The sequence below is a fragment of the Nocardia sp. NPDC005998 genome (assembly GCF_040614395.1).
Taxonomy (GTDB): domain Bacteria; phylum Actinomycetota; class Actinomycetes; order Mycobacteriales; family Mycobacteriaceae; genus Nocardia.
Window position 1 is genome coordinate 56,918 of sequence record NZ_JBEXUI010000036.1, and the last position, 24,018, is coordinate 80,935.

Here is a 24,018-nt window from a genome sequence, read left to right on the forward strand (position 1 = left end):
CGACTCGGGGCCTTTCGCTTTCCGCGGCGTCAGCGGCGGCGGGCGGCCTCGATGGCCTCGAATTTCGCGAGGTTGTGGCGGGCGTCGGCGAGGGCGTCGTGGGCGTCCGCAGGAACCGGGGGGAGTTCGGGACGGCCGTGCGCCTCCCAGTGCTGGCGCAACTCGTTGGTGTAACGGGGCAGGGCGTTGGGGAGTTCGACCATGGAACCCCAGAGTTGGCACAGGGCGACGTGATCGTAGGCGGCGACCCAGGCCCACAGTTCCGGGGTGACGCTGGGGCGCGGAACCAGGAATTCGTAGAGATCTTTGCGGATCTGTTCGCGGGTGCGCCACAGCGGCGAGGACGGTGACGGAAGCTGCGGCAGCACGTAGCGGCGCACCCAGGGGCCCGCCCGCTGGGCATCGAATTCGGTTGAGACCGCGTAGTATTCGCGGCCGTCCTCGCAGACGACGCCGATCGATATGAGGTCGATCGTCGAACCGTCCTCGATGAATTCGCAGTCATAAAAATATCGAAGCGAGATCGGTCTCTCCTCCAAAGATCGGTACGGCGCGGCGCTAGTGCCCGGCTATTCACCCTAGGTGGGCAGAATCCACCCCTGAGACCGGGTACCTGCGCAGGCCCGAGGGTCCGTATTCTGTACGGGTGAACTGGACCGTCGACGTACCGATCGATCGCCTGCCGGAGCTGCCGCCGCTGCCCGCAGAGCTGCGTAGGCGGCTGGACGATGCCCTGGCGCGTCCGGCGCTGCAGCAGCCGTCGTGGGATTCGGAGCAGGCGGCGATGATGCGCACCGTACTCGAGAGCGTGCCGCCGATCTGCGTACCCGCCGAGGTGGAGGAGTTGCGCGGGCAGCTAGCGGAGGTCGCCCGCGGCGAGGCCTTCCTGATGCAGGGCGGTGACTGCGCGGAGACGTTCGCCGACAACACCGAACCGCATATCCGTGGCAATATCCGGACTCTGTTGCAGATGGCGGTTGTACTCACCTACGGCGCCAGCCTGCCGGTGGTCAAGGTCGCACGCATCGCCGGACAGTACGCGAAGCCGCGTTCCTCGGATACCGATGCGCTCGGCCTCAAGTCCTATCGCGGCGACATGGTGAACTCGCTGGTCGCCGATGCCAAGGTGCGTGAGCACGATCCGTCGCGGCTGGTGCGTGCCTACGCCAACGCCAGTGCGGCGATGAATCTGGTGCGCGCGCTGACCGGTGCGGGCATGGCTGATCTGCATCGGGTACACGACTGGAACCGCGATTTCGTGGCCAAATCGCCCGCGGGCGCACGCTATGAGGCGCTGGCCGAGGAGATCGACCGCGGCCTGGCCTTCATGACCGCCTGCCGGGTGAACGACCCCAGCCTGCAGTCGGCCCGCATCTACGCCAGCCACGAGGCGCTGGTGCTGGACTACGAGCGCGCCATGCTGCGCCTCGGCGAGAACCCGGCGGGCGAGCCGGTGCTCTACGACCTGTCCGCGCACTTCCTGTGGATCGGCGAGCGCACCCGGCAACTCGACGGCGCGCATATCGCCTTCGCGGAACTGCTCGCCAATCCGATCGGCCTGAAGATCGGCCCGACCACCACGCCGGATCAGGCCGTGGAGTACGTCGAGCGCCTCGATCCCAATAATGAGCCGGGCCGGTTGACCATCGTCTCCCGCATGGGCAACACCAAGGTCCGCGATGTGCTGCCGCCCATTATCGAGAAGGTGCAGGCGACCGGGCACCAGGTGATCTGGCAGTGCGACCCCATGCACGGCAACACCCACGAGGCCTCCACCGGCTACAAGACCCGGCACTTCGACCGGATCATCGATGAGGTGCAGGGCTTCTTCGAGGTGCACCATGCGCTGGGCACCCACCCCGGCGGCCTGCACATCGAGCTGACCGGCGAGGACGTCACCGAATGCCTCGGCGGCGCGCAGGACATCTCCGATCTGGATCTGTCCGGTCGCTACGAGACGGCGTGTGATCCGCGGCTGAATACTCAGCAGTCGCTGGAGCTGGCCTTCCTTGTCGCCGAAATGCTGCGCTGAACAAGGTTTTTCGATCGAGGGGCAGGAGCGCCGCACCGAGTGTGTGGCGCTCCTGTCGTCTTCGGGGTACCGGCTGGCCGGATCAGGGTAGTGCGGTCAGGGCGACCGTTGTGCCCGCCTCGACATTGCTGCCCCCGCCGGGGTTCTGGCCGATCACGACAGAGCTGTCGGACGGGGTGAGCTGGCGCACCGTCACCGACAGGCCGAGGGCCTGCAACTTCGAGCGGGCATCGCCGACGCTCTCGCCGATCAGCAGGGGCACCTTGACGGCACTGGAGACGATCAGCGTGACGCCGTCACCGGACTGGAGCGTGGTGCCCGCGGCGGGATCGGTGCCGATCACCTTATCCGCCTCGATGGTGCGATCGAACTGAGTTCGGGTCTCGCGCACCGTGATTCCGGCCGCGGTGAGCACCTTATTGGCTTCCTCGGTGGTCTTGCCGCGCACATCGGGCATCTTGACCGGCTGAGATCCCTTGCTGCGGTACACCTTCACCTGCGCGGACAGCGGAAGTACCGTTCCTGGAGCGGGGTCCACCTTGGCCAAGGTGCCCTTGGGCGCCGAACTGCCGGTTTCGCCCGAATCCACCGGTTGCAGTCCGGCATCGCGGATGAGCTGGTTGACCTTCGAAATCTCGTCGCCCGCTTTGATATCGGGCACCCGCGGTTTGCCACTCGAGATCAGCACGGCCACCGTCGACCCCTTGGTGACCTTGGAGCCCGCCGATGGATCGGTGCCGACCACGCCGCCGACCGGAATGGTGTCGGAGGTCTTCTGTCGGAGCTCGGTGGAGAAGCCCGCGTTCTCCAATGCCGTGACCGCGCTGGACTGATCCTTTCCGGCCACCGACGGAACCGCCGAATAGCGACCGAAGCCCAGGTACCAGCCACCGATCCCGACCAGCAGGGTCAGGGTCGCGACGATGGCGACCCACAGCAGTACCGTGCGGCGCGATTTCATGCGGTCGTCCGCGAACGGCGACGGCTGCGGCGATTGCGACGGCGGGTACTGATCGCGCGGGCCGTAGGTGTTCGGCGGCCCATAGTTGTCGGGCGGGCCGTAATCGGGGACCCGGGGCCGTGGCGCGGTGACCACCTTTGTGTGCTGCATCGACTGCGGTACGGGCGGCGCCGCGGCCCTGGCCTGTTGCTGATTCGGCGGCGCGACCTGGTAGCTGGCGCTGAGATGTTCGGCCGAATCCTGCGGTGCTGGGACCCGATACGGCGGCAGACTCAGTGCGACGCCGATCGAATGCAGTTCGGCCGCCATCTCGCTCGCGTCGGCGAAGCGGTGCGCGGGTTCGCGGTTGGTGGCGCGCGCGATCAGTTCGTCGAACTCCGGCGGTACCCCGGAGATGAATTCGCTCGGGCTCGGCACATCGTTCTCGATCCGCTGATATGCCACCGACAGCGAGGTGTCGCCGGTGAACGGGACCTGCCCGGTGAGCAGTTCGAAGATCAGGATGCCGAAGGCGTAGACGTCACTGCGGGAGTCTGCGGTTCCCGTGGTCACCTGCTCGGGGGCCAGGTAGGCCGCGGTGCCGAGTATCACGCTCGCCGAGGTCGTCTTTGCGGCCGCGACGGCGCGCACCAGGCCGAAGTCGGCGATTTTGACCTCACCGGAGTCGGAGATCAGCACATTCTCCGGTTTGATATCGCGATGGATCAGTCCCGCCGAATGCGCGACACCGATCGCGGCCAGCAACGGCTCGGCGACCGCACGCACCGCGTGCGGGGGCATCGGACCGCGCTCGCGCAAGAGTTCACGCAGCGTGCCGCCCTCGACTAATTCCATGATCAGGAACGGGTGTTCGCCGTCCACGCCCTGGTCGTAGACGGCGACCAGGGATGGGTGCTTGAGCTTGGCGACCGCGCGCGCCTCGAATTCGAATCGGGACAGGAACTGCGGATCGGCGGCGAACTTCGGATCCATCACCTTGATGGCGACCGGGCGGTCCAGCCGGGTATCCACGCCTCGGAAGACCATCGACATCCCGCCCCGCGCGATCGGCGCGTCGATGCGGTAGCGCCCCTCCAGGATTTGCCCGATCAAGTGATGTCCTCCGGCTTTCACAAAGTTCGCACCCCTCGCTCAGTGCGAGACAGGCGATCGACCGCTTCGTGCGGCCCGTCCACGATGGTATCGGCGATCGCCGCCCGGGTGTCTCACGCCGTGCGGCGCGGGACCGTCTACCGTTATCCGCGTGAGTGCATTTCCTTGCAGTGATGATGTTCTTCCTGAGTCGGTGGCGGTGATCCCGCTGCCCGAGGTGGCCGACAAACTCGGGCTCGTGGTGACCCGGGTGCATCAGATGCTGCGCGACCATCAGCTGCTCGCGGTGCGCCGCGACGGCGTAGCGGGCGTGCCCGAGCGATTCTTCGACGATACCGGTGCGATCGTGAAGTCGCTGCCGGGCCTGATCACCGTCATGAAAGACGCCAAGTACACCGACGAGGAGATCCTGGAGTGGATCTTCACCGACGACGCCAGCCTGCCGGGTAAGCCCGTCGACGCATTGCACGGCCCGCTGGCGCGCGAGGTACTGCGCCGCGCCGCGGCGGAGCCCTTCTGATTATTCGGCCGCGCGGGCGCGGTCGCTGCTAAGGCTCGCTCCGTGGCGGTTGCGTGGACGCTGATCCTGCGGGGTCAGAGCCGAGCGCGGTGCAGCGTTGCGGTGGCGAACTCGGCTGCGGCAATCCGCAGCCTGCGGTGGCGGGGGACCACCGCGCGCCCCGCGAAAACCGCGTAGTCGGCGTCCTCGATGCGTTCGAGGATGCCCGCGTAGAGAGTGCTCGCGGTGCGGATGGCGGGGCGGACTCGGGGGTCGAGCAGGTCGATGCCCGGGTTGGCGATGCGGTAGAGGTCACGGTTGATCGCGATCAGATGTGCCAGCGCGCGGCGGACCCGTTGATCGGTGTGTCCGGTGCGGCGGCAGTGGGCCAGTAGGTCCGCGTGCACGCCGAAGGCGGCCAGTTCGTCGGCGGGGAGGTAGATACGGCCGCGGTCCAGGTCTTCGGCGATATCGCGGAGGAAGTTGGTGAGCTGGAATGCCTCGCCGAGCGCCGCGGCGGCGGGTTCGGCCTCGGCCACCGGTACGACCGTGCCGAGTACCGGCAGCAGCTGCAATCCGATTGCGGCCGCGGAACCGCGCATATATTCGCGCAGGTCGGTCATGGTGGCATAGCTGGCCTGGAAGTGCGCGGTGCCGGGCACATCCATCCGCATGGAGTCCAGGAAGGTCCAGAAGTGCTGGGGCGCAATGTCATAGCGTCGACTGGTGTCGGCCAGCGCAATCAGTACGCTAGTGCGTTCGACGGGTCCGTGCCCCGCTCGCACGCCTTGCTCCAGTGCCACGCGCAACTGCTTCTCGACCAGATCCAGTTCACCCGCCGGGCCGTGCTCGGCGTCGAGCGTCGGGTGATCGACGATATCGTCGACGATCCGCGCGAACGCGTACAGCGCGTGCACGGCGGGTCTTCGTGGCGCGGCGAGCAGTCGGGTGGCCAGGAAGTATGTGCGGCCGTGCGCGGCGGCGATTTCGCGGCAGACGCGGTACGCCGCGGCCAGTTCGGCATCGCGCGCGATACCGGCGGATAGCTCGACCTCGGTCATGACCGGGTGACGGCGACCGGATCGCTCTCCGGTGGGGTGGCGCGCAATCGCAGTGGGTCCACGGTCCGCAGCGACAGCGCCGCCACCACGGCAGCGAAGGTGGCCGCGGTGACATGCCAGAAGCTGTAGAGCCCGATCGAGCCGTCCGGCTGGAAGACCAGCATCAACCAGGTGCACAGTCCGACCAGCACCATCAGCGTCGTGGTCGACAGCGCGAATCCCGCGGCCAGCGCCAGCGGCCAGGAGTAATACCAGGGCAGTGCGGCGGGCGAGAGGATGACGATGGCGACGAAGGCGATCAGGATGCCGAAGACCGCTTCGCGCTCGCTGTGCCGGAAGCGCCACCAGGTCCAGGCCAGCACGGCGACGAGGGCCACCGCACAGAGCGCGCGGGTCACCACCAGCACCGGATCCATTGCGAACGGCGTCACCCACCGCACCATATGCGCCATGATCGTCGGCAGCGAGAGCCAGTTGATGATCTTCTTCGAGCCCGAGAGCGCGGTCAGCCAGCCGATGCCGACACCGGCGATGGCCGAGGCAGCCACGAACACCGCCGCGAAGACGCTCAATCCGAGTCCGGCGATCTTGGCGAACATCAGCGCCGGATGCGGCACTTCCACGCTCGGTCGCGCGGGTTCGGCGGCGTCCTCGACGTGCTGGGGCACACCCGGTGATTGCCCGGCGCGTTGCAGCGCGCGGCGTTCGCGTTCGTGCAGCATCCAGATCCACACCAGGAACGGCAGCGCGACGCCCGCGGTCGCCTTGATGGCGACGCCGATCGCGACGACCACGATGCCTGCCACATGATGGCGCTCGAGCACCAGCGCGATACCGGCGCACATCAGCCCGACCATGAGCATTTCGTTGTGCACGCCGCCGATGAGGTGGATCAGCACCAGCGGATTGAGCACCGCCAGCCACAGCGCGACGGTCGGCTTACCGCCGAGATGTTTGGTCAGATACGGCACCGCCCACATCATCAGCGCCAGACCGGGCAGCATGACCAGCCGCAGCGCGATGGTGCCCGCGACCACGTTATCGCCGGTGATCGCGGTGATGGCGCGGCCGAGCAGCAGGAAGATCGGGCCGTAGGGTGCGGTCGTCGCGGTCCAGACCGGGCTCACATTGTCCAGCAGCACACCGGGATTGGCGACCGGCGGGGATACATAGGGATCGAAGCCGTCGCGCAGCAGCGCGCCCTGTGCCAGATACGAATACGCGTCGCGGCTGAACATCGGCACCGCGAACAACAGCGGGAAGATCCAGATGCCGACGATCGCGCGCAATTCGTTCAGTGTGACTCCGGCATCGGGCCGGTCGCCGAATCCGATCGTGGTGCGGCCCAACCGCACCCACGCGGTGATCATCAGCAGCACCCCGACCCAGATGACCATGGTCGACAGCACATAGCCGTGCCCGAAGCGCAGCCAGGACAGATGCATCGACTCGAGCAGCGGATCGCGTTTGCGGACGCTGCCGGCCCCGAATCCACCAAAGGTGATCATCAGCGCGCCGAAGAAGCCGAGCAGCGCCGAATGGCCCTCGGGGCTGCGGGCGAAATCCGCGGAGGTCCGCATCCAGGTGCGGAATCCGGGCTCGGCGGCGGGCGGGGTGGCGCGCCGCGCCGGAGTGCTCGATGGGCGCGCCTCGGCTTCGGTCGCGGTGCTCGCGTCGTCGGTGGGCGCGGGAGCCGTCGTCTCAGGGGGATGCATGTGGTGTCGGTCCCCCCGGGGTGTGGTCGGCGGTCGCAACCGCTGGTGATTGGGTCGGCCGTTAGTTTATCGGCTTGCCGGGAACACTATCCCGCTGGTGCTCGGGGATTCATCCCGAGCGGGCCGCGCGGCACCGGTGATCCGGTTTGCCGCCAGTTTTCCGGACAGCAGCGTGGTCGGCACGCCGACACCCGGAGTGGTGCCACAACCAGCGATAACCACATTGTCGCTGCCGCCGGAGAAATTGCGCGGCCGAAACGGTCCGGTCTGCCGGAACAGATGTGCGGCGGAGAAGGGTGTGCCCGCCAGCATGCCTTGGTCGCGCCAGGTGCCGGGTGTGTCGAGGTGGTCGACGGTGAAATGTTCGGCGATGCCGTGATAGCCACGCGCTTCCAGGACGTCGAGGAGTTCGCGCAGGTAGGAGGGGCCGAGCCGGTTCCAGTCCAGCGGTGCGGCATCGAGGTTCGGGCAGGGGGCGAGCAGGGAGAACGGTTCGTATCTGCCGTCCGCGCGGTCGATGTAGAGGGTCGGATCGGTGAGTGCGGGCCGGGTGAGCAGCAGCGATGGGTCGCTCATCAGACGGCCCCGACCCGGCCGCGCGGCAATCTCGTCGAAGGTGCGAGCCCAGGCGTCGCCGAAATCGATGGTGTGGTGGGCCTGGATCGGCCAGGTCTGCGCGATTGCCACCGGGATGGTGCCGTGTGCGACGACGGCCGACGGGGCGGCGCGCAGTCGGCGGCGACGGCGCACGCCGAATTGTTCGAATGAGCCGAGGTCGGCGGTGAGAACCACGGCGTCGCTGTCGAAACCGCGGCCGTCGGCGGTATGGACCTTGCTGGCCCGGTGGTTCACATACTCGATACCGGTGACCTCGGTATTCAGCTCCAATGTGCCGCCTGCCGCGGTAAAGGCGTCGGCGAGCGCGGCGGTGACGGCGCGCATACCGCCTTCGGGGAAGTAGACGCCGAGCGAGGTGTCCATATGCGGGATCGCGCCGTAGACGGCGAGCGCCTTCGCGGGGGCCATGCCCGCGTACAGGGCCTGGAAGGTGAACAGCCGGGCCAGCCGTGGATCGTGCAGGAACCGGCCGACGCGCGGGCCGAGTCTGCCGAATCCGCCCAGGCGAACGAGTGCCGCGAGTGCTCGGCGTTTGGCCGGGTAGCGGACCATATCGACCGGCGAATCGAAGTTCGTATCCATGAACTCGCCGAATTCGGCCTCGTAGATCCGCGCCAGCCAGGCCCGCAGCCGTCGGTAGCGCAGCGCCTCGGCATCGCCGCACCCGCGGGCCACCTCGATGGCCATCGCCTCGGGATCGGCGAAGACCCGCAGCGTGGAGTCGTCGGCGAAGCGGGCGTGATAGCTCGGAGCGAGTTGGTGGATGCGCAGCGGCGGGGTGCAGGTTTCGCGGGTCTTGCCGACGGCCGCGAGTGCGTCGTCGATCAGCTCCGGCAAGGTGAGTACCGTTGCGCCGGAGTCGATTTCGTAGTCGGGGCCGCGATACAGCCCGACTCGGCCGCCGGGATGGTCGGCGCGCTCGAGCAGGGTGACGGTGCGCCCCGCGCCGGTCAGATACAGCGCCGCGGCGAGCCCGGAGAGGCCGGCGCCCACCACCACGACGCGATCGGTCGGTCCCACAACGGTTTTCATGAAGAACTCCTCGCGATTCGTCGCTAGTGCGTGCGACTCGTCGCGGCCAGGGCCATGGCGCGCAACCGCTCCTTGGCGGCAGGCGTCGCGGTACTGGATGCCAGTGCGGCCAGACCCTGTTCGGTGAGTTCGGTGATGCGGCGCTCCACCTCATCGACCGCGCCGAGGTCGGTGATCACCCTGCGTAGGTGTTCGACCTGGTCCGCGGTCAGATCGGTACCGATGCTGGTGCGCAGCAGGGCGGCGGCGGCCGGGTCGGTGACGTCCGCCCGCTGTAGCGCCTCGGCGACCAGCACGGTGCGCTTGCCCTCGCGCAGGTCATCGCCGGACGGTTTGCCGGTGACCGCGGGATCGCCGAAGACGCCGAGCAGATCGTCGCGCAACTGGAAGGCGATGCCGATATCGGTGCCGAAGGTGCGGTAGGCCTCGATCAGCCGCGGATCGGCGTCCGCGAGTGCGGCACCCAAGTGCAGGGGGCGTTCCACGGTGTAGGCGGCCGTCTTGTACCGGTTGATGCGCAGTGCTGCCGTGACCGATTCGTCGCCCGCCGATTCGCCGTGGATATCGAGCAGTTGCCCGCCCAACACCTCGGTGCGCATCAGCGCCCAGACCGGTGCGAACCGGGCGATGGCTGCGGCGTCGAGTCCGGCGGCGTGCACCAGGTCATCGGCCCAGGCCAGCGCCAGATCGCCGATCAGGATGGCGACGCTGGTGCCGAAGTGTTCGGAATCACCGGCCCAGCCGCGGTCGCGATGGCGCTGTTCGAAGTCGACGTGCACGGTGGGGAAGCGGCGGCGGGTCCGCGATGAGTCGATGATGTCGTCGTGGATCAGCGCGCAGGCCTGTACCAATTCGAGTGCGGCACAGGCGTTCAGGACCGCGGTGGCGGCCGGGCCGGTGGGGTCGCCGCCCGCGCCGAGCCAGCCGGTCCACGCGAAGGCCGGTCTGGTCCGTTTGCCGCCGCGCAGTACGAATTGCTCCAGCGCGTCGGCGGCCTGGACGAAGACCGGACCGAGCGGTTCGACCGCGGGCCGCCGGGTCAGGAAGAAGGCTTTGAGGGCGTCCTCGACCGCCGCGACGAATCCGGGGGTGCCCGGCGTCGGCAGTGGGTTCGCGGGCGGGGTGCTCCGAGGCGTCTGGATACCGGTTCCGGCGGACAGGGGAGCCTCCAAGGTCGTGCGGGTGTGGGGCGCGGTGGATCATGGCGCTATAGGTGCTTCGGTGCCGGGCGCGGACGGTCGCGCGTGTCCCCCGGCGATGGCGAACGTGTCGCCTGGTCGCAGAATACGCGTTCGGTCGCGACGACCCGAAAGGGCCGTGACCGGCCACCACTACACTGGACCGGTGACTTTCGATAACGTGCGGGGACGTTCGACCCCTGGCCGACCGTCGCCGACGCCACCGATCGTCTCGGGAACACCCTCGGTCGTACAGAGTCTGCGGACCCATTCGGGGGGTTCCGTGCCCTTCTCGGTGGAGTTCAATCCGCCGCGTGACGCCGCGGGCGAGGCGCGGCTGTGGCGGGCCGCGCGCACCTTCGAGCGCATGCATCCGGCCTTCGTCTCGATGACCTACGGTGCGGGCGGCAGCACCCGCGACCGCACCGTGCGGATCACCGGCGCACTGGCCCAGGAGACCACCCTGCTGCCGGTGGCGCATCTGACCGCGGTCGAGCACAGCGTCGCCGAACTGCGCTCGCTGGTCGGCGCGTATGCCGATTCGGGTATCCGCAATATCCTGGTGCTGCGCGGCGACCCGCCCGGCGATCCGCTCGGCGAATGGCGCAAACATCCCGAGGGTGTCGCCTATGCCGAGGAACTGGTCCGCATCGTCCGTGATCTCGGCGACTTCCATGTCGGCGTCGCCTCGTTCCCGCAGGGGCACCACCGCTCGCCGGATCTGGAGCACGACACCGCGTATCTGGCCGCGAAACTGCGTGCGGGCGCAGAGTATTCGATCACCCAGATGTTCTTCGACGTCGAACACTACCTGCGCCTGCGCGATCGCCTCGCGGCCTTCGATGCGGTCGAGGGCGCGAAGCCGATCATCCCGGAGCTGATGCCCATCACGTCCCTGCGCACCGTCGCGCGCGCCGAGGAGCTGTGCGGCCGTCCGCTTCCCGCCGCGGTCGTGGAGCGTTTGCGCAAGGCCGCGGGCAATGGCCCGGAGGAGAACGCGGCCGCGGTCCGTGCGGTCGGCATCGAAATCGCCACGGAGATGGGCCAGCGGCTCATCGATGAGGGTGCGCCGTGCCTGCACTTCATCACACTGAACTTCGCCAAGGCCACCGGTGAGGTCCTCACGAACCTCGGCTATGGCGTAACCGCCGCCCCGGGGCTTTTGCCGGTCGTTGGCGCCGCACCTGTGGCGTCGCGGACCGACAGCTAGGTAGATAGTCGGGTGCTGGGCGCGCCCGACGAGTTGGTTTTACCCATCCCGCAGCCCCGGTACTGCTCGAGGACCGGGGCTGCGGCATGAGGTCAGGCGGCCCGCGCCGACCGTAGACCCCAGGCGTCGGCGAGGAGCCGATGGGATTCGAGACGGTCCTCATGGCGGTGGGTGACGCTGGTGACGAGGAGTTCGTTGGCGCCGGTGACTCGTTGCAGGGCCTGCAGGCGTTCCACGACGGTGCGCGGGCTGCCGACGAACTGGGTGGCGATGCGGTCGTCGACCAGACGGCGCTGTTGCGGGGTCAGCGGGGTGGCGGTGTCCGGGTCGAGGAAGTCGGTCGCGCCGGTGCCGCTGCGGATGCTGTGCACCCAATGGCCGTAGGTGGCGGCCAGATGCTGGGCGCGGGCGTCATCGGGGGCGACGACCACATCCGCGGAGATCACCACATAGGGCTCGGCGAGATCGACCGAGGGCCGGAAGGCCGCTCGGTAGGCAGCCACCGCGTCCAGGGCGGTGCCGGGGGAGACGTGGTAGGCCGCGGCGAACGGGAGGCCGAGTTTGCCCGCCAGTTCGGCGCTTTCGCTGGCCGAACTGCCGAACAGCCACAGCTCGACCTGTGCGCCCTCACCCGGAACCGCATGCAGCGCAATGCCTTCGGTGCTCCGGTAGGTGCCGTTGAGTAGCGCCCGCACCTCATCGACCTGGTCCGGGAAGTCCAGCGCCTGTGCGCTCTGCTGTTGCAGTGCGCCGAGCGCGGCGATGAACCTCGACTTATCGGTGATCCGTCCCGGATCGAATGGCGGCGGAACCACCACGCCGTCCCGGACCTCGGTGCGGCCGGTCACGGCATCGACGACCGGGTGACCGTCCTTCTGCTGGGCGGGCTGTGCGCCGAATTGGGTGCGGCGATGTCCGGATCGGCCGAGGCCGAGGTCGAGTCGGCCCGGATAGATGGCATCGATGGTGCCGAACGCCTCCACGATCGATGCCGAGGTGTGATGGCCGACCTGGACCGCCGCCGAGCCGACCCGAATGCGCGTGGTGGCCGCGGCGACCAGACCGATCAGCGTAATCGAGGACGAACTCGCCACCGAGACGAAATGATGTTCGGCCAGCCAATAGCGGTGGTAGCCCCACTGTTCGGCGTGCTGGGCCAGATCGATGGTGTTGCGCAGCGCCTGCTGTGCGGTCGATCCGGCGCTGATCGGGGCGAGGTCGAGGATGGAAAGGGGGATCGTCATGCGGACCGTCCTGGACGCGGATGCTGTTCTCCCGCTTCGATGGCGACCCGCAGCCGGTTCTCGGCGGGTGCCAGCGGGCAGGTGGCGAAATCGGTGAAGGCGCACGGCAGATTGGCCGCTCGGTTGAAGTCGAGGCGCACGGTGCCGTCCGCATCGGGGGCCGGTACGGCGAGCGAGCGGGCCGCCGGATAGGTGGTGACGCCGCTGGTGGCGTCGGTGAACAGCACCCGCAGGCCGGTCGGCTCGCCGAAGGCGATGACGCGCTCGGTGGCCTCGCCGATGGTGAATTCGATGGTGCCCGAGGCGGTGTGGTGATGTTCGAGACCGTCGACGACGGCGGCGGTGGTGATCGTGCGCGACTCGTCGAACGGTTCGAAGCGCCCGTCGACCACCCAGCGCGGATCGGGGGCGTACGCGGGAATTCCCTCGAAGCTCAGCAGCGTCGGCGCGGCCGGATCGTGCACGCGCACGGCGTGCCGGCCGGTGCGGCGGATCACCTCGAGTACCCGATTCTCGTGCAGCACACTGAGTCCCGGCGCGCCCTCGGTCGGTGCGACGATCTGCACGCCCGCGATACCGCTGCCATCGAACTCCAGCCGGTCGGCGGGTTGGGCGGTGATGAACACCTTGTCATCGGTGACCCACCAGGTGCCGGGTACGTCCGGAAGGTGCTCGGGTTGGTCGGTGAGCCAATGCAATCCGGTCAGGCTCAGGAAGCCGTGCGGATCGCGCAGCTGATCCTCCCTGGCGGTGTGCCAATGCGCCCACTCGGTTTCGAAAAGACTGGTGATGCTGGTCGTCATGATGCGCTGGCTCCTTCGAGTATGCAATTGCGATGGGGGTGGCGTAGGCCGAGGTGGTCGCGCAGGGTGGTGCCGGTGTATTCGGTCCGGAAACTGCCGCGCGCACTTCATCGGGCCGCCCCCGATGCGGTGGCGTGCGGTGTGGGAATGGCCGACAGCAATTCGCGGGTGTACTCGTGCTGCGGGTTGTCGAAAATGTCGGCGGTGGAACCGGATTCGACGATGCGGCCGTGGCGCATCACCGCGACGCGGTCGCTGATGCGGCGCACCACGGCGAGGTCGTGGGAGATGAACAGGTAGCTCAGTCCGAGTTCGGTTTGCAGACGGTCCAGCAGTTCCAGGATCTGGGCCTGCACCGAGGCGTCGAGCGCGGAGACCGGTTCGTCGAGCACCAGCAGGTCCGGGTGCAGGGCGAGGGCGCGGGCGATGGCGACGCGTTGGCGTTGTCCGCCGGATAATTCCGCGGGGCGGCGCTGCGCGAAGTGCTCCGGCAGCGCGACCTGGCCGAGCAGTTCGCGGACCCGTGCCTGCCTGGCCTTGCGGTCACCGACTGCATAGGCCCGCAGTGGTTCCTCGATGATCGAGCCGATCCGCCAACGCGGATCCAGTGAGCCGTAGGGATTCTGGTAGACCACCTGGAAGCGTTGGCGCAGCGCGCGCAGCCGTCCGCCCTGCACCGTGGTCAGATCGTGTCCGTCGAAGGTGACCACACCGCTGTCGGGTTCGGTGAGCCGCAGGGCGATTCGCGCGGTGGTCGACTTGCCGGAGCCGGATTCGCCGACCAGCGAGAGGGTTTCGCCACGCCCGAGTTCGAATCCGACGCCCGCGACCGCGGTCACCGCATCACCGGCCTGTGCGCGAAAGCGCTTGTGCACATCGCGAACCGTCAGCAGCGGTGGCCCGGCGCTGACGCGCGGTGCACGGAAGCCGTCGAATGGGGCCAGGCTGGGCGAGGCCGCGAGCAGTCGCTTCGTATACGGATGCCGGGGCTCGGCGAGCACCGTGGCCGTCGGACCGGTTTCGACGATCTCCCCGCCGCTGAGCACCACGAGGCGATCGGCTCGTTCGGCGGCGATCGCGAGATCGTGGGTGATCAGCAGCACTGCTGTGCCCCTTGCCGCGGTCTGGGCGGCGAGTTTGTCCAGCACCCGCCGTGCCACCGTGGCGTCGAGCGCGCTGGTCGGCTCATCGGCGATGACCAACTCCGGTCCGGCGATCAGCGCTGCCGCGATCAATACCCGTTGCCGCTGGCCACCGGATAATTCGTGCGGATACTGTGCGGCCCGCAATTCCGGTCGGTCCAGTCCGGCCTCGGCGAGCAGTTCGACTGCCCGCGCGGCCGCGTCGCGCCGATCGGCCAGCCCGTGGACCAGCAGCGCTTCGGCGACCTGAGCACCGACGCGGCGCACCGGATTGAGTGACAACCCGGGATCCTGGGGCACGAATCCGATGCGCGCACCGCGAATGCGCCGCAGCGCACGCTCGGATGCGGTGTCCACCTTTTCTCCGTCGAAAGTGATGGTCCCGCCGGTGATCTCGGCATTCGGTCCGAGCAGGCCGATCACCGATTGCGCGAGCGTCGACTTGCCGGAACCGGATTCGCCGACAAGTGCAACGACTTCGCCGCGGGCGACGGTGAGGGAAACGTCTGCCAGGGCGGTGACGGTGCCGCTGTCGGAGCGATAGCGAACGTATAGGCCCTCGATGCCGAGCAAATCCGACCGTGAGTCCGCGGTGGTATCGGCGCGGTCCGCGACCTCGGCGGCTGTGCTGCGCTCACTCATGCGCGGTGACTCCTTCCGGCGGCCCGGCCGAGGCGTTGGGCCGAGAGAACGACGGCAATGATGACCAGGCCGGGCAGGGTGGTCAGCCACCAGGCGGTGGCGAGGTAGTTGCGGCCCTCGGAGATCAGCGAACCCCATTCGGGTGTCGGCGGTTTCGCGCCGTAGCCGAGGAAGCTCAGTGCGGAGACGGCCAGCACCGCCATGCCGAATTCGACCGCGGCGAGGGCGAGAACGGGCTGATAGGAGTTCGGCAGGACGTGGCGGGCGAGCACCGTGTACCAGCGAACGCCGGACGCGTGTGCGGCCTCCACATAGGGCGCCTGGCGCACGCGCAGCACCTCCGAGCGCATTACCCTGGCGAAGTTGGCGATGAGCGAAACACCCACCGCGACGGCCACATTCCGGGTGCCGAAGCCGAGCGCGGTGACCAGGGCCAGTGATAGCAACAGCGACGGAATCGATAGCAGCACATCGACGAATCGCATGATGACGGTGTCGACGATGCCGCCGATCGACCCGGACAACAGCCCGAGAATCGAACCGGCGACCAGTGCGATGGCGACCGCCGAGAGGGTGGCGGTGAGCGAGAGCCCCGCGCCGTGCACCGTCCGGGTGTACAGATCGCGCCCGAGATTGTCGGTGCCGAACCAGTGCTCGGCGCTCGGCCCCTGGAACTTCTGTGCGGGTACGCCGGTCAGCGGGTCACCACTGGCGAATACCGAAGGGAACAGCGCCCAGCCGAGTGCCAGCGCGGCCACGGCACTCGACAGCACGACTATGGCATTGCCACGCAGCGACTTCCACCGCAGCAAAGGCCGCCGTAGCCGGGGTAGCGCGACACGCTTCGGCTCATCGATGACGTCAACCATGATCGGCCACCTGCGGTCGAAGGTCGGCGGGCAGCCACGAGCCGAGCGCGAGGAGGCCGGCGCTGTCGCGCGTTGCGGTGGTTCGGTCGCGTGGCACATGGCGAACGAATGCCTCAGGCATGCACGACCACCTCCTGTGCGGTATCGGTATCGGCGGTCTCGGAATCGGTTGTCCTACTGCGGGAGCGTCCGGCTATGCGCGGATCGAGCAGCGGATACAGCAGGTCCACCGCCAGATTCACGGTGACGAATACGGTCGAGGTCAGCAGCACGATGCCCTGTACGACCGGAATGTCCTGGGCGAGTACGGAGGTCTGGGTGAGCCGCCCGACACCCTGGCGGGCGAAGACGGTCTCGACCACTACCGAACCGGCGAGCATATTGCCGACCAGCACTCCGGCGATGGTGAAGGTGGGCACGCTGGCGGGCCGCAGCACGTGTTTGCGCAGCACCCAGGAGCGCGAACCGCCCTTGGCCAGCGCCACATCGACGAAGGGCTGCCGCCAGGTCGATTCGAGTCCGGCCGTCAGCACCTGCGCGATGACCGCGCCGATCGGGATCGCGAGGGTCAGCGCGGGCAGCACCGTGCCCTTGGCACCGTGACCGCCGAATGCCGGGGCCAGGTGCCAGCGGAACGAGAACAGCTGCAGCAGTAGCAGTCCCGTCCAGAAGGTCGGCACCGAAACGCCGAGCGAGGGGACCGAGCTCAGCGCGTTGCGCAACCACGGACGACGGGTGTAGGTGGCCGCGAACGCCAGGCCGACCCCGCCGATCACGGCGAAGAGCAGGGCGAGCCCGGCCAATCCGAGGGTGTTGGGCACCGCGTCACCGAGCGCGCGGGTGACCGGCTGGCCGGTGCTGATGGAGTGCCCGAGGTCGCCGGTCGCCGCGTTCGTCAGCGCGGTCCAATACTGCTCCCACAGGGGACGATCCAGTCCATAGCGCGCCTGCAGTTCGGCGATCGCGGCCTTATCGATCGGGGTGCCAGCACCCGCACCGTCGGCCGCGATGGAGACCGGATCGGCGGGCAGCAGGTACAGCACCACGAACGAGATGGTGAAGGCCGCCCACAGCACCCATACCGCCTGCAGTACCCGGACAACGACATACCGAGCCATGACTACCGCCCGCTCAACCAGGCATCGAAGAACTGCAGCCGGGCCGAGGCCTCGAACTTCAGATCCCGCACGCTCTGCGCCGCGCCGATGGCCTGGGACAGTTCGACCGTCGGAATCCACAGCCCCGCATCGAGTACCGCCTGTTGGGCGGTGCGGATCAGCGCGGTGCGTGCTGCGGCATCGGAAGCGCTGAGCTGACCGTCGAGCACGTCATCCAGCGCCGGAATGCGTTCGCGGGCATTGAGATTGCGACCGTCGATGCTGAAGGAGGTGCGCAGGATGTCACCGTCGGCGCGGGTGGTGTTGTAGTAGGTGGTGTCGAAATCCTTGACGTTCTGTCGGGCCGTGCTCTCCGGGCCCGACACCAGATCCAGCTTCAGCTCGACACCGATCTGGCGCAGCTGCTGCTGTACCAGCTCCAGAATTGCCTGGTTGCCCGCGAACGCCTGACTGAAGAGCACCGAGAAGGACAGACGCTCACCATTCTTCGCGCGAATGCCGTCACCGCCGGGCGTCCAGCCGGCCTGGTCGAGGATGCCGCGCGCCTTGGCCGGGTCGTAGGCCAGCCGCGTCGAAAGATCCTGGTAGCCGGGCGTGCTGCTGGCCAGTGTGCTGGTGGCGGGTTTGAACTGCGGACCGAGTACGGTGTCCACCAGTTGTTTCCGGTCGATCGCTGGCAGCAGCGCCTGGCGCACCGCGGCATCGCGCAGCGGGCCGCGGGTCACATTGGTCTGGAAGCCGAATGGCACACCGGGATTCGCGGTGCTCAGCACCCGACCGCTCGCCGCCTCGATCTGCGGCGCGTCCTGCGGCAGCGCGTCGCTGACCGCGTCGAGCTGGCCGGAGATGAGACTGCCGGTGCGCACACCGGATTCGGGCACGACCGTGAATTCGATCTTGTCGAGGTAGGCCTCGCCCTGATGGGCGAAGACCGCCGACCCCCAGTTGTACCCGGCGCGTTTGGCCAGGGTCGCCGAGGCGTCCTGCCGCCAGGACGCATAGGTGAACGGGCCGCTGCCGACATTGTCGCCCAGGCAGCGCTGATCGGCGGGTTCGGCCGTGGTGGCATCGCCTTGAATGCCGAGTTGAGCTGTCGAGGATGCCTGCAGGAACTGGGCATTGGGCTTGCTGAATTCGACCCGTGCGGTCAGCTTGTCGACCGCGGTCGTTGCGACATAGTTGGTGAGATAGCTGGAGCCGAGCGGGGTTTTGACCGCGCCCAGTTTGATCACCGAATCGAAGGTGTTCCGCACCGAATCCGCGGTGAGTGGTGTGCCATCGCTGAAGGTGACGCCATCGGCCAGGTGGAAGGTGAATACCTTGGCGTCGGGTGAGATCTCCCAGCTCTTGGCCAGCCAGGGCTTGATCTCACCGGTCTTGGGATCCTGATCGGTCAGCGAATCGACGATCTGACGGGTCACATACAGCGTCTGGTTGGTGCCGGCCTGCGCCGGATCCGAGCAGGTCGGGGCCTGAGAGAGGCCGTAACGCAAGGTCCCGCCCGGCTTCGGCGGTCCCGCGTCGGCGCCGCCCGAGGCCGAATCGCTGCCGCAGGCGGCCAGACTCGCGGCCGCGGTGACGGCGGCGGCCACGGCCGCGATGCGATGGCGGGGACGGATCACTGTGGTACTCCCGATGCTTCGGTGCGGACGAGTTCGCCGCGGGAATCGATGTCGTATTCGGTGCTGGGACGCCCGGCACCACCGCCGTTGCTGGCCAGCGGCCTACTCGGAATGCGGCGGCGCAGTTCGGGCGCCACCTCGGCCTGGAAGAGTTCGAGGCTGTCGCGATGTTCGGCCTCGGTGCGGCCGTCGCGTTCGGCGGACAGATGGATCACCTCGTGCCCGAAGGCCTCGTGCTGGCGGCCCACCTTGTCGATCACCTGCTCCGGACTGCCGACCAATGCCGAACTGCGCGCGACGAAATCGTCGAGGGTCTCGAAGACGATCGGCAGGCCGAGCTTGCGCGCCAGCGCCAGTCGTGCCTCGAAGATAGGGCGGTATCCGTCGAGGGCCTGCTGCGACGTGCGTGCCACGTGGAATCCGGCGGTACCCGCGCCGACCAGGGCGTCGGCCGGATCGTGCCCGTAGTGCTCCCAGCGCTCCCGATAGTGGCGCACCAGTTCGGCATACGGCTCGATCGGATTGGTGACATTGGCCGAGAACAGTGGATCACCATGGCGCGCCGCGAGTTCCACCGAATCGCGACTGGTCGCACTGCCGTGCCAGATCCGGATGCGCGGCTGCCACGGCCGCGGCAGGGCCTTGGCCTCGACCAGGTCCGGACGGAACCGACCCGACCAGGTCACGCTGTCGCTGTCCCATAGCGCCCGAAACAGTTCGTAGCCTTCGCGATTGCGATCCCACTGGTCCTCGGTGGTGACGTGGTACAGCTTTGCCTGCGCCGCGCCATTGCCCTTGCCGATGATCAGTTCGAGGCGACCGCCGGAGAGGTTGTCCAGAGTCGAGTAGTCCTCGAACGCGCGCACCGGATCCAGCAGACTCAGCGTGGTGACCGCGGTGAACAGGCTGATCCGGGAGGTGACCGCGGCAATGTGGGACAGGATCACCGGCGGCGCGGCCGAAAGGAACGGATCCTCGTGCCGCTCACCGACGGCGAACCCGTCGTAGCCGAGTTCCTCGGCGAGACGAGCCTGCTCGATGACATTGGTGAGTCGTGCCCTGGTCTCCGGCAGTCGTCCGGTGCTCGGGTCGGGTACTCGGGTGACGAGGGTGAACAGCAGGAATTTCATGCGGGATCACGACTTCTTCGGTAGGCCGGGCGGGTTGATCCGCGAGCTCGGCACGGTTTCGGTCTTCAGCCCCCACCGGTCGATGACCTGCTGGTAGGTGCCGGTCTGGATGGCGTTGTTGATGGCCTTGTTGATGGGGCCGATCAGACCGTTGTCCTTCTTGGTGAGCACACCGATCTCGCCCTGCAGCGTCTCACCGGCGCCGGAGAAGGTCGCGACGATCTTGGTCTGATTCGCGGTGGTGCTGTGGTAGATCGCGGACGGATCGGGCCCGATGTAGCCGTCCAGGCGCTGCGAGGCCAGCGCCAGGTAGTAGTCGGTGACCTGCTGGAAGTAGGCGATATCGATCGCGGGCAGACCCTCGGCGATGTTCTGCTCGTTCCACTTCACCAGCAGCTGTTCCTGATTGGTGCCGCTGCCGACGCCGATCCGCTTACCCGCCAGGCTCTTACGATCCTGGTAGTCGAGTGTGCTCTGCTTGGGAATCTCCAGTGCGACAGTGTCATTGCGATAGGTGGCGAAGTCGTATTTCTCCTTACGCTCCTCGGTCACGGTGACGTTGGAGATGAACACATCCGCCTCGCCGGAGTCGACCCGCACGAAGTTCTGCGACCAATCGGCCACCTGCGCAACGAGTTTCAGTCCTAGGATGTCGGCGATGAGGGAGGCGAAATCGACCTCGGACCCGACAATTGTCTTATCGTCGGTGGCGTAGAACCGCAGCGGTGGCGCCGCGCCGCCCGATCCGGTGACCACCAGCGTGCCGCGGTCGCGAATGGCCTGCGGCAGTTCGGCGGCGATGGCATCGACCTTGGGCGCGTGGATCCGGCCGGACTGGCCGGGGGACAGGTCGAAGGTGATGGAACCGGCGGGCTGCGCGGAGTTTTCCGCATCGGGGTCGGTGCCGCAGCCGGTGGCCAGCAACGCGACCGTGGCGGCCAGGCCGACCAGAGCGGTGAGCTTCATTGAATACCTGTTCATCGGGGAGCGCGCACCGCGCTCAGCGGACTCGGGATAGAAATGCGCGGGTGCGCGGGTGCCGGGGGTTGTCGAGTACGGCAGCGGGCGGGCCCTGTTCGACGATCACGCCGCCGTCGAGAAAGACGACGGTGTCGGCCACCTCACGGGCGAAACCGATTTCGTGGGTGACGATCACCAGCGCGGTGCCACCGTCGGCGAGATCGCGGATCACGTCGAGAACTTCGCCGACGAGTTCCGGATCCAGTGCCGAGGTCGGTTCGTCGAACAGGATCACCGGCGGTCGCAGTGCCAACGCCCTGGCAATGGCCACCCGCTGCTGCTGTCCGCCGGACAGCCGCCGCGGATAGGCGTCGGCCAGTTCGCCGATGCCGACCCGGTCCAGCAGTTCCTCGGCCTCGCGCTCGATCTCCTTGCGCGGGCGACCCTGCGCGGAAATCGGTGCGAGCGTGACATTGTCGAGCACCGTCAGGTGCGGGAAGAGATTGAACTGCTGGAAGACGAAGCCGATATGCGAGCGCTGCTTGCGCACCTCGCGATCCGATAGCGCATGCAACCTATTGCGGCGCAGCCGATATCCGATCAGCTCGCCGTCGATGTGCACGGTGCCCGCGTCCAGGGACTCCAGGTGGTTGATCACCCGCAGCAGTGTCGACTTGCCGGAGCCGGACGGGCCGATCACGGTGACCACCTCACCCGCCCGCACCGTCAGGTCGATACCGCGCAGTACTTCGGTGGTGCCGTAGGACTTTCGCACGCCGCGAACCGCGACGGCGGGGGCTTTGTCGACGGTGTCGATCGCTGCGATGACCGGTGCGCTCATCGGGTGGCTCCGCGCGGTGCGGCGGAACCGCTTTCGGCGATTTCGCGCAGCTTGTGCCACACCTGCTGGATCGGCGTCGGTGGCGGTGTCCGGTGCGCGCCCTTGGCATAGTGCCGCTCGATGTAGTACTGCGCCACCGAGAGAATCGTGGTCAGCACGATGTACCAGACCGTCGCGACCATGAGCAGCGGCACCACCCGGCCGTTGCGTCCGTAGATGACCTGGACCTGGTAGAAGAGTTCCGCGATCGCCATTACCGAAACGATCGAGGTGCCCTTGAACAGGCTGATCACCTCATTGGTCGCATTCGGCAGGATCGAGCGCATCGCCTGCGGGACGACGACGGTGCGGAACTGTCGCAGCCGCGGAATCCCGAGTGCCGCGGCGGCCTCCAACTGTCCGGGATCGACCGAGATGAATCCGGCCCGGATGATCTCGGCCGAATATGCGGCCTGATGCAACGCGAGGCCGATGACCGCCGCGGTGAACCCGCTGATCACCCCGTTCACCTCGAAGGTGAGGAATCCGGGGCCGAACGGGATGCCGAGCGAAAGCGTGTTGTAGAGGTAGGCGATGTTGAACCAGAACAGCAGCTGCACGATCAACGGAATCGAGCGGAACGCCCAGATATAGACCCACGAGATCACCCGCAGCACCGGATTATTCGACAACCGGGCGATTGCCAGTGCGGTGCCGATCAGGAATCCGAGTGCCGTACCCCACAGGGTCAGCTCCAAGGTGACCTTCAGCGCCGATAACACCGACTTCGCGGTGAAGTATTTGGCGAAGGTCGACCAATCCCAGCCCGGATTGGTGGCCAGTCCATGGATGAACTGCGCGAGCAGTACCAGCGTGATGGCGCTGATCACCCAGCGCCACGGATGCCAGGCCCTGGCGATCGGCGGTGCGTCGGCGATGGTTATGGCAGTGCCGGGTGCACCCGATGCCACGGCATCAGGCGTCTGGGCAATCGGAACATCCGATAGGGCATCGGATGCAACGGACGCGCTCATGATTTCGGTTCCTCCATCGTTCCCGGCGGAAGCACCCGCACCCGGTGACCGGGGGGTTGCTGCGACGTCGACGAGCCAGGTCTCTCGGTCGCTCTGGATGGTGTGTCCGACGCCGAGCACGGGTCGGTCGGTCTAGCTGAAACATCATGCGAAGCAGGCGAACTCCGGCACAAGGGTACGAATCAGTGTGAGCGCAGATCTTGTCCGAACGGTCGTGAACAGCGATTATCGACCGGGTCGTGCGGTGGATCGCGAGGCTTCGGGTGCGGTCCGACCGGCGATTTTCGCCCAGAGGGGCACCCGGCGTTTCGTCGCGACGGTCGGGTACGGTGCGCGACGCGATGGCGTTGCCAGTCGAAATCAGCGCAGTTCCGGTGGTTTGCTGGAGTACTCTCTGACCTCGTTCGTGCCCGACGATGAGGAGGTTCACGTGACCCTGCTGCGCCGTCTGACCACGCTTACCGCCATCGCGACCGGTGCGGCCGCGCTGACGCTCGCCGCCCCCGGCCTCGCCGTCGCGGTACCTGCGCCGATACCCGGAGCCGCGATCCCAGCGGCGCCCGCGCCGTCCGTCCAAGCCGCACCCGGAGATGCGTTCGGTGCTTACCAAGCCACCGTCGAGGCGCTGCGCGCGTTGGGCATCGACCCGTTCCTGTACCCGGCGGCTGCGGCGTTCTGCTCCAGCAGCAACTCCCTCGGCCTGGTCCCCGCCGTCGCGGGTGCTGTACCCGGGCCGTGGCCCAAGACCACCGTGGCCATTCCGGGACTGGACCTGTCCGCGGTCAAGACGGGCCAAACCCTGTTCACCTTCATGCCCTACGGCGTAGCCCCGGACAGCACGAACGTCTCCGGCATGAACGTCGCCTGGCTGAACCTTGCCAATGGCCGCAGCGGCGTCACCGCCATGGGCCCGATCGCCGACGTCGTCCGAACGATGGTGCCCGCGGAAATCCCTGCCGATATACGACCACTCGCCGAGCGCGCCTTCCAGAACTTCTTCGCCACATTCCCCACCGGAGGCATCCGCGCCGTCCCCGTCGAGACCGGTTCCGGCACCGTCCTGGCCGCGGTGTTCGGCACCGTGGACAACGGCGGCAAGCCCTGCTTCTTCCTCCCGACGGTCGGCATCACCTCGGTGCGCTGAGCCCGCCGACGTCCGACGCAGTTGGGGACCGGGCCGGATGCCGGCCTGGATATAGCGCCAGCTGGTTTCGGGCGTGCGGCTGCCCGATTCCG

Annotated in this window: 20 protein-coding genes and 1 riboswitch; of the genes, 4 read left to right on the forward strand and 16 right to left on the reverse strand. The window is 67.6% G+C overall.

What is annotated here, in order from left to right; genetic code table 11:
- Positions 1–29 precede the first annotated feature (29 nt).
- On the reverse strand, positions 30–539 hold the full coding sequence (locus tag ABZ293_RS33320) for a polyadenylate-specific 3'-exoribonuclease AS (RefSeq protein ID WP_355187221.1): 510 nt from the start codon (positions 537–539) through the stop codon (positions 30–32).
- 107 nt (positions 540–646) lie between these two features.
- Here ABZ293_RS33320 and ABZ293_RS33325 point away from each other — a divergent pair, with 107 nt between their 5' ends.
- Positions 647–2,032: a class II 3-deoxy-7-phosphoheptulonate synthase gene (locus ABZ293_RS33325; RefSeq protein ID WP_355187223.1), complete on the forward strand. Its 1,386-nt coding sequence runs from the start codon at positions 647–649 to the stop codon at positions 2,030–2,032.
- A gap of 82 nt (positions 2,033–2,114) precedes the next feature.
- On the opposite strand, the gene pknB is transcribed toward ABZ293_RS33325, so the two are convergent.
- On the reverse strand, positions 2,115–4,085 hold the full coding sequence (gene pknB, locus ABZ293_RS33330; RefSeq protein ID WP_355187225.1) for a Stk1 family PASTA domain-containing Ser/Thr kinase: 1,971 nt from the start codon (positions 4,083–4,085) through the stop codon (positions 2,115–2,117).
- 151 nt (positions 4,086–4,236) lie between these two features.
- Between pknB and ABZ293_RS33335 the strand changes: the two genes are divergently transcribed.
- The gene (locus ABZ293_RS33335; RefSeq protein WP_354961028.1) at positions 4,237–4,605 is read left to right on the forward strand and encodes an Rv2175c family DNA-binding protein; all 369 of its coding nucleotides are present in this window, start codon (positions 4,237–4,239) and stop codon (positions 4,603–4,605) included.
- Between the two features lie 74 nt (positions 4,606–4,679).
- On the opposite strand, the gene ABZ293_RS33340 is transcribed toward ABZ293_RS33335, so the two are convergent.
- The 4 genes from ABZ293_RS33340 to ABZ293_RS33355 form a co-directional block, all read right to left on the reverse strand.
- Positions 4,680–5,645 carry a phytoene/squalene synthase family protein gene (locus ABZ293_RS33340; protein WP_355187227.1) on the reverse strand — a complete coding sequence of 322 codons (966 nt, stop codon included), beginning with the start codon at positions 5,643–5,645 and terminating at the stop codon, positions 4,680–4,682.
- Complete coding sequence (locus ABZ293_RS33345; protein WP_355187266.1) at positions 5,642–7,225, reverse strand: alpha-(1->6)-mannopyranosyltransferase A; 1,584 nt, start codon at positions 7,223–7,225, stop codon at positions 5,642–5,644. Before ABZ293_RS33345 ends, ABZ293_RS33340 begins: the two co-directional genes overlap by 4 nt.
- Before the next feature lie 201 nt (positions 7,226–7,426).
- Positions 7,427–9,010, reverse strand: coding sequence for a phytoene desaturase family protein (crtI, locus tag ABZ293_RS33350; protein ID WP_355187229.1), 1,584 nt, complete (start codon positions 9,008–9,010; stop codon positions 7,427–7,429).
- Positions 9,011–9,033: 23 nt separating this feature from the next.
- Entirely contained in the window at positions 9,034–10,116 is a 1,083-nt protein-coding gene (locus ABZ293_RS33355) for a polyprenyl synthetase family protein (RefSeq protein ID WP_355187268.1), read from the reverse strand.
- Between the two features lie 238 nt (positions 10,117–10,354).
- On the opposite strand from ABZ293_RS33355, the gene ABZ293_RS33360 reads away from it, so the two are divergent.
- Positions 10,355–11,398 (forward strand): methylenetetrahydrofolate reductase, encoded by a 1,044-nt coding sequence (locus ABZ293_RS33360; RefSeq protein ID WP_355187231.1) that lies wholly within the window; start codon positions 10,355–10,357, stop codon positions 11,396–11,398.
- A gap of 92 nt (positions 11,399–11,490) precedes the next feature.
- Here the strand turns inward: ABZ293_RS33360 and ABZ293_RS33365 are convergent, their stop codons facing one another.
- The 10 genes from ABZ293_RS33365 to ABZ293_RS33410 all read right to left on the reverse strand — a co-directional run bounded on the left by ABZ293_RS33365 (position 11,491) and on the right by ABZ293_RS33410 (position 22,782).
- A complete protein-coding gene (locus ABZ293_RS33365) occupies positions 11,491–12,642 on the reverse strand; it encodes an LLM class flavin-dependent oxidoreductase (RefSeq protein WP_355187233.1) in 1,152 nt (383 codons plus the stop codon).
- Positions 12,639–13,445, reverse strand: coding sequence for a DUF1684 domain-containing protein (locus tag ABZ293_RS33370; protein ID WP_355187235.1), 807 nt, complete (start codon positions 13,443–13,445; stop codon positions 12,639–12,641). The genes ABZ293_RS33365 and ABZ293_RS33370 overlap by 4 nt, the downstream gene beginning before the upstream one ends.
- A gap of 107 nt (positions 13,446–13,552) precedes the next feature.
- Positions 13,553–15,229, reverse strand: a complete 1,677-nt coding sequence (locus tag ABZ293_RS33375; RefSeq protein ID WP_355187237.1) for an ABC transporter ATP-binding protein — start codon at positions 15,227–15,229, stop codon at positions 13,553–13,555.
- A complete protein-coding gene (locus ABZ293_RS33380; RefSeq protein WP_355187239.1) occupies positions 15,226–16,098 on the reverse strand; it encodes an ABC transporter permease in 873 nt (290 codons plus the stop codon). Before ABZ293_RS33380 ends, ABZ293_RS33375 begins: the two co-directional genes overlap by 4 nt.
- Positions 16,099–16,211: 113 nt before the next feature.
- Positions 16,212–17,216, reverse strand: a complete 1,005-nt coding sequence (locus tag ABZ293_RS33385) for an ABC transporter permease (RefSeq protein WP_355187241.1) — start codon at positions 17,214–17,216, stop codon at positions 16,212–16,214.
- Between the two features lie 2 nt (positions 17,217–17,218).
- Positions 17,219–18,838, reverse strand: a complete 1,620-nt coding sequence (locus ABZ293_RS33390; RefSeq protein WP_355187243.1) for an ABC transporter substrate-binding protein — start codon at positions 18,836–18,838, stop codon at positions 17,219–17,221.
- Entirely contained in the window at positions 18,835–19,968 is a 1,134-nt protein-coding gene (locus tag ABZ293_RS33395) for an LLM class flavin-dependent oxidoreductase (RefSeq protein WP_355187245.1), read from the reverse strand. The genes ABZ293_RS33390 and ABZ293_RS33395 overlap by 4 nt, the downstream gene beginning before the upstream one ends.
- Positions 19,969–19,974: 6 nt before the next feature.
- A complete protein-coding gene (locus ABZ293_RS33400; RefSeq protein ID WP_355187247.1) occupies positions 19,975–20,934 on the reverse strand; it encodes an ABC transporter substrate-binding protein in 960 nt (319 codons plus the stop codon).
- Positions 20,935–20,968: 34 nt separating this feature from the next.
- Positions 20,969–21,769, reverse strand: coding sequence for an amino acid ABC transporter ATP-binding protein (locus tag ABZ293_RS33405; RefSeq protein ID WP_355187249.1), 801 nt, complete (start codon positions 21,767–21,769; stop codon positions 20,969–20,971).
- Positions 21,766–22,782: an amino acid ABC transporter permease gene (locus tag ABZ293_RS33410; RefSeq protein ID WP_355187251.1), complete on the reverse strand. Its 1,017-nt coding sequence runs from the start codon at positions 22,780–22,782 to the stop codon at positions 21,766–21,768. The genes ABZ293_RS33405 and ABZ293_RS33410 overlap by 4 nt, the downstream gene beginning before the upstream one ends.
- Before the next feature lie 10 nt (positions 22,783–22,792).
- Positions 22,793–22,886, reverse strand: a riboswitch (SAM riboswitch).
- A gap of 326 nt (positions 22,887–23,212) precedes the next feature.
- Between ABZ293_RS33410 and ABZ293_RS33415 the strand changes: the two genes are divergently transcribed.
- Positions 23,213–23,926, forward strand: a complete 714-nt coding sequence (locus tag ABZ293_RS33415) for a hypothetical protein (protein ID WP_355187253.1) — start codon at positions 23,213–23,215, stop codon at positions 23,924–23,926.
- The last annotated feature ends 92 nt before the right edge of the window (positions 23,927–24,018 follow it).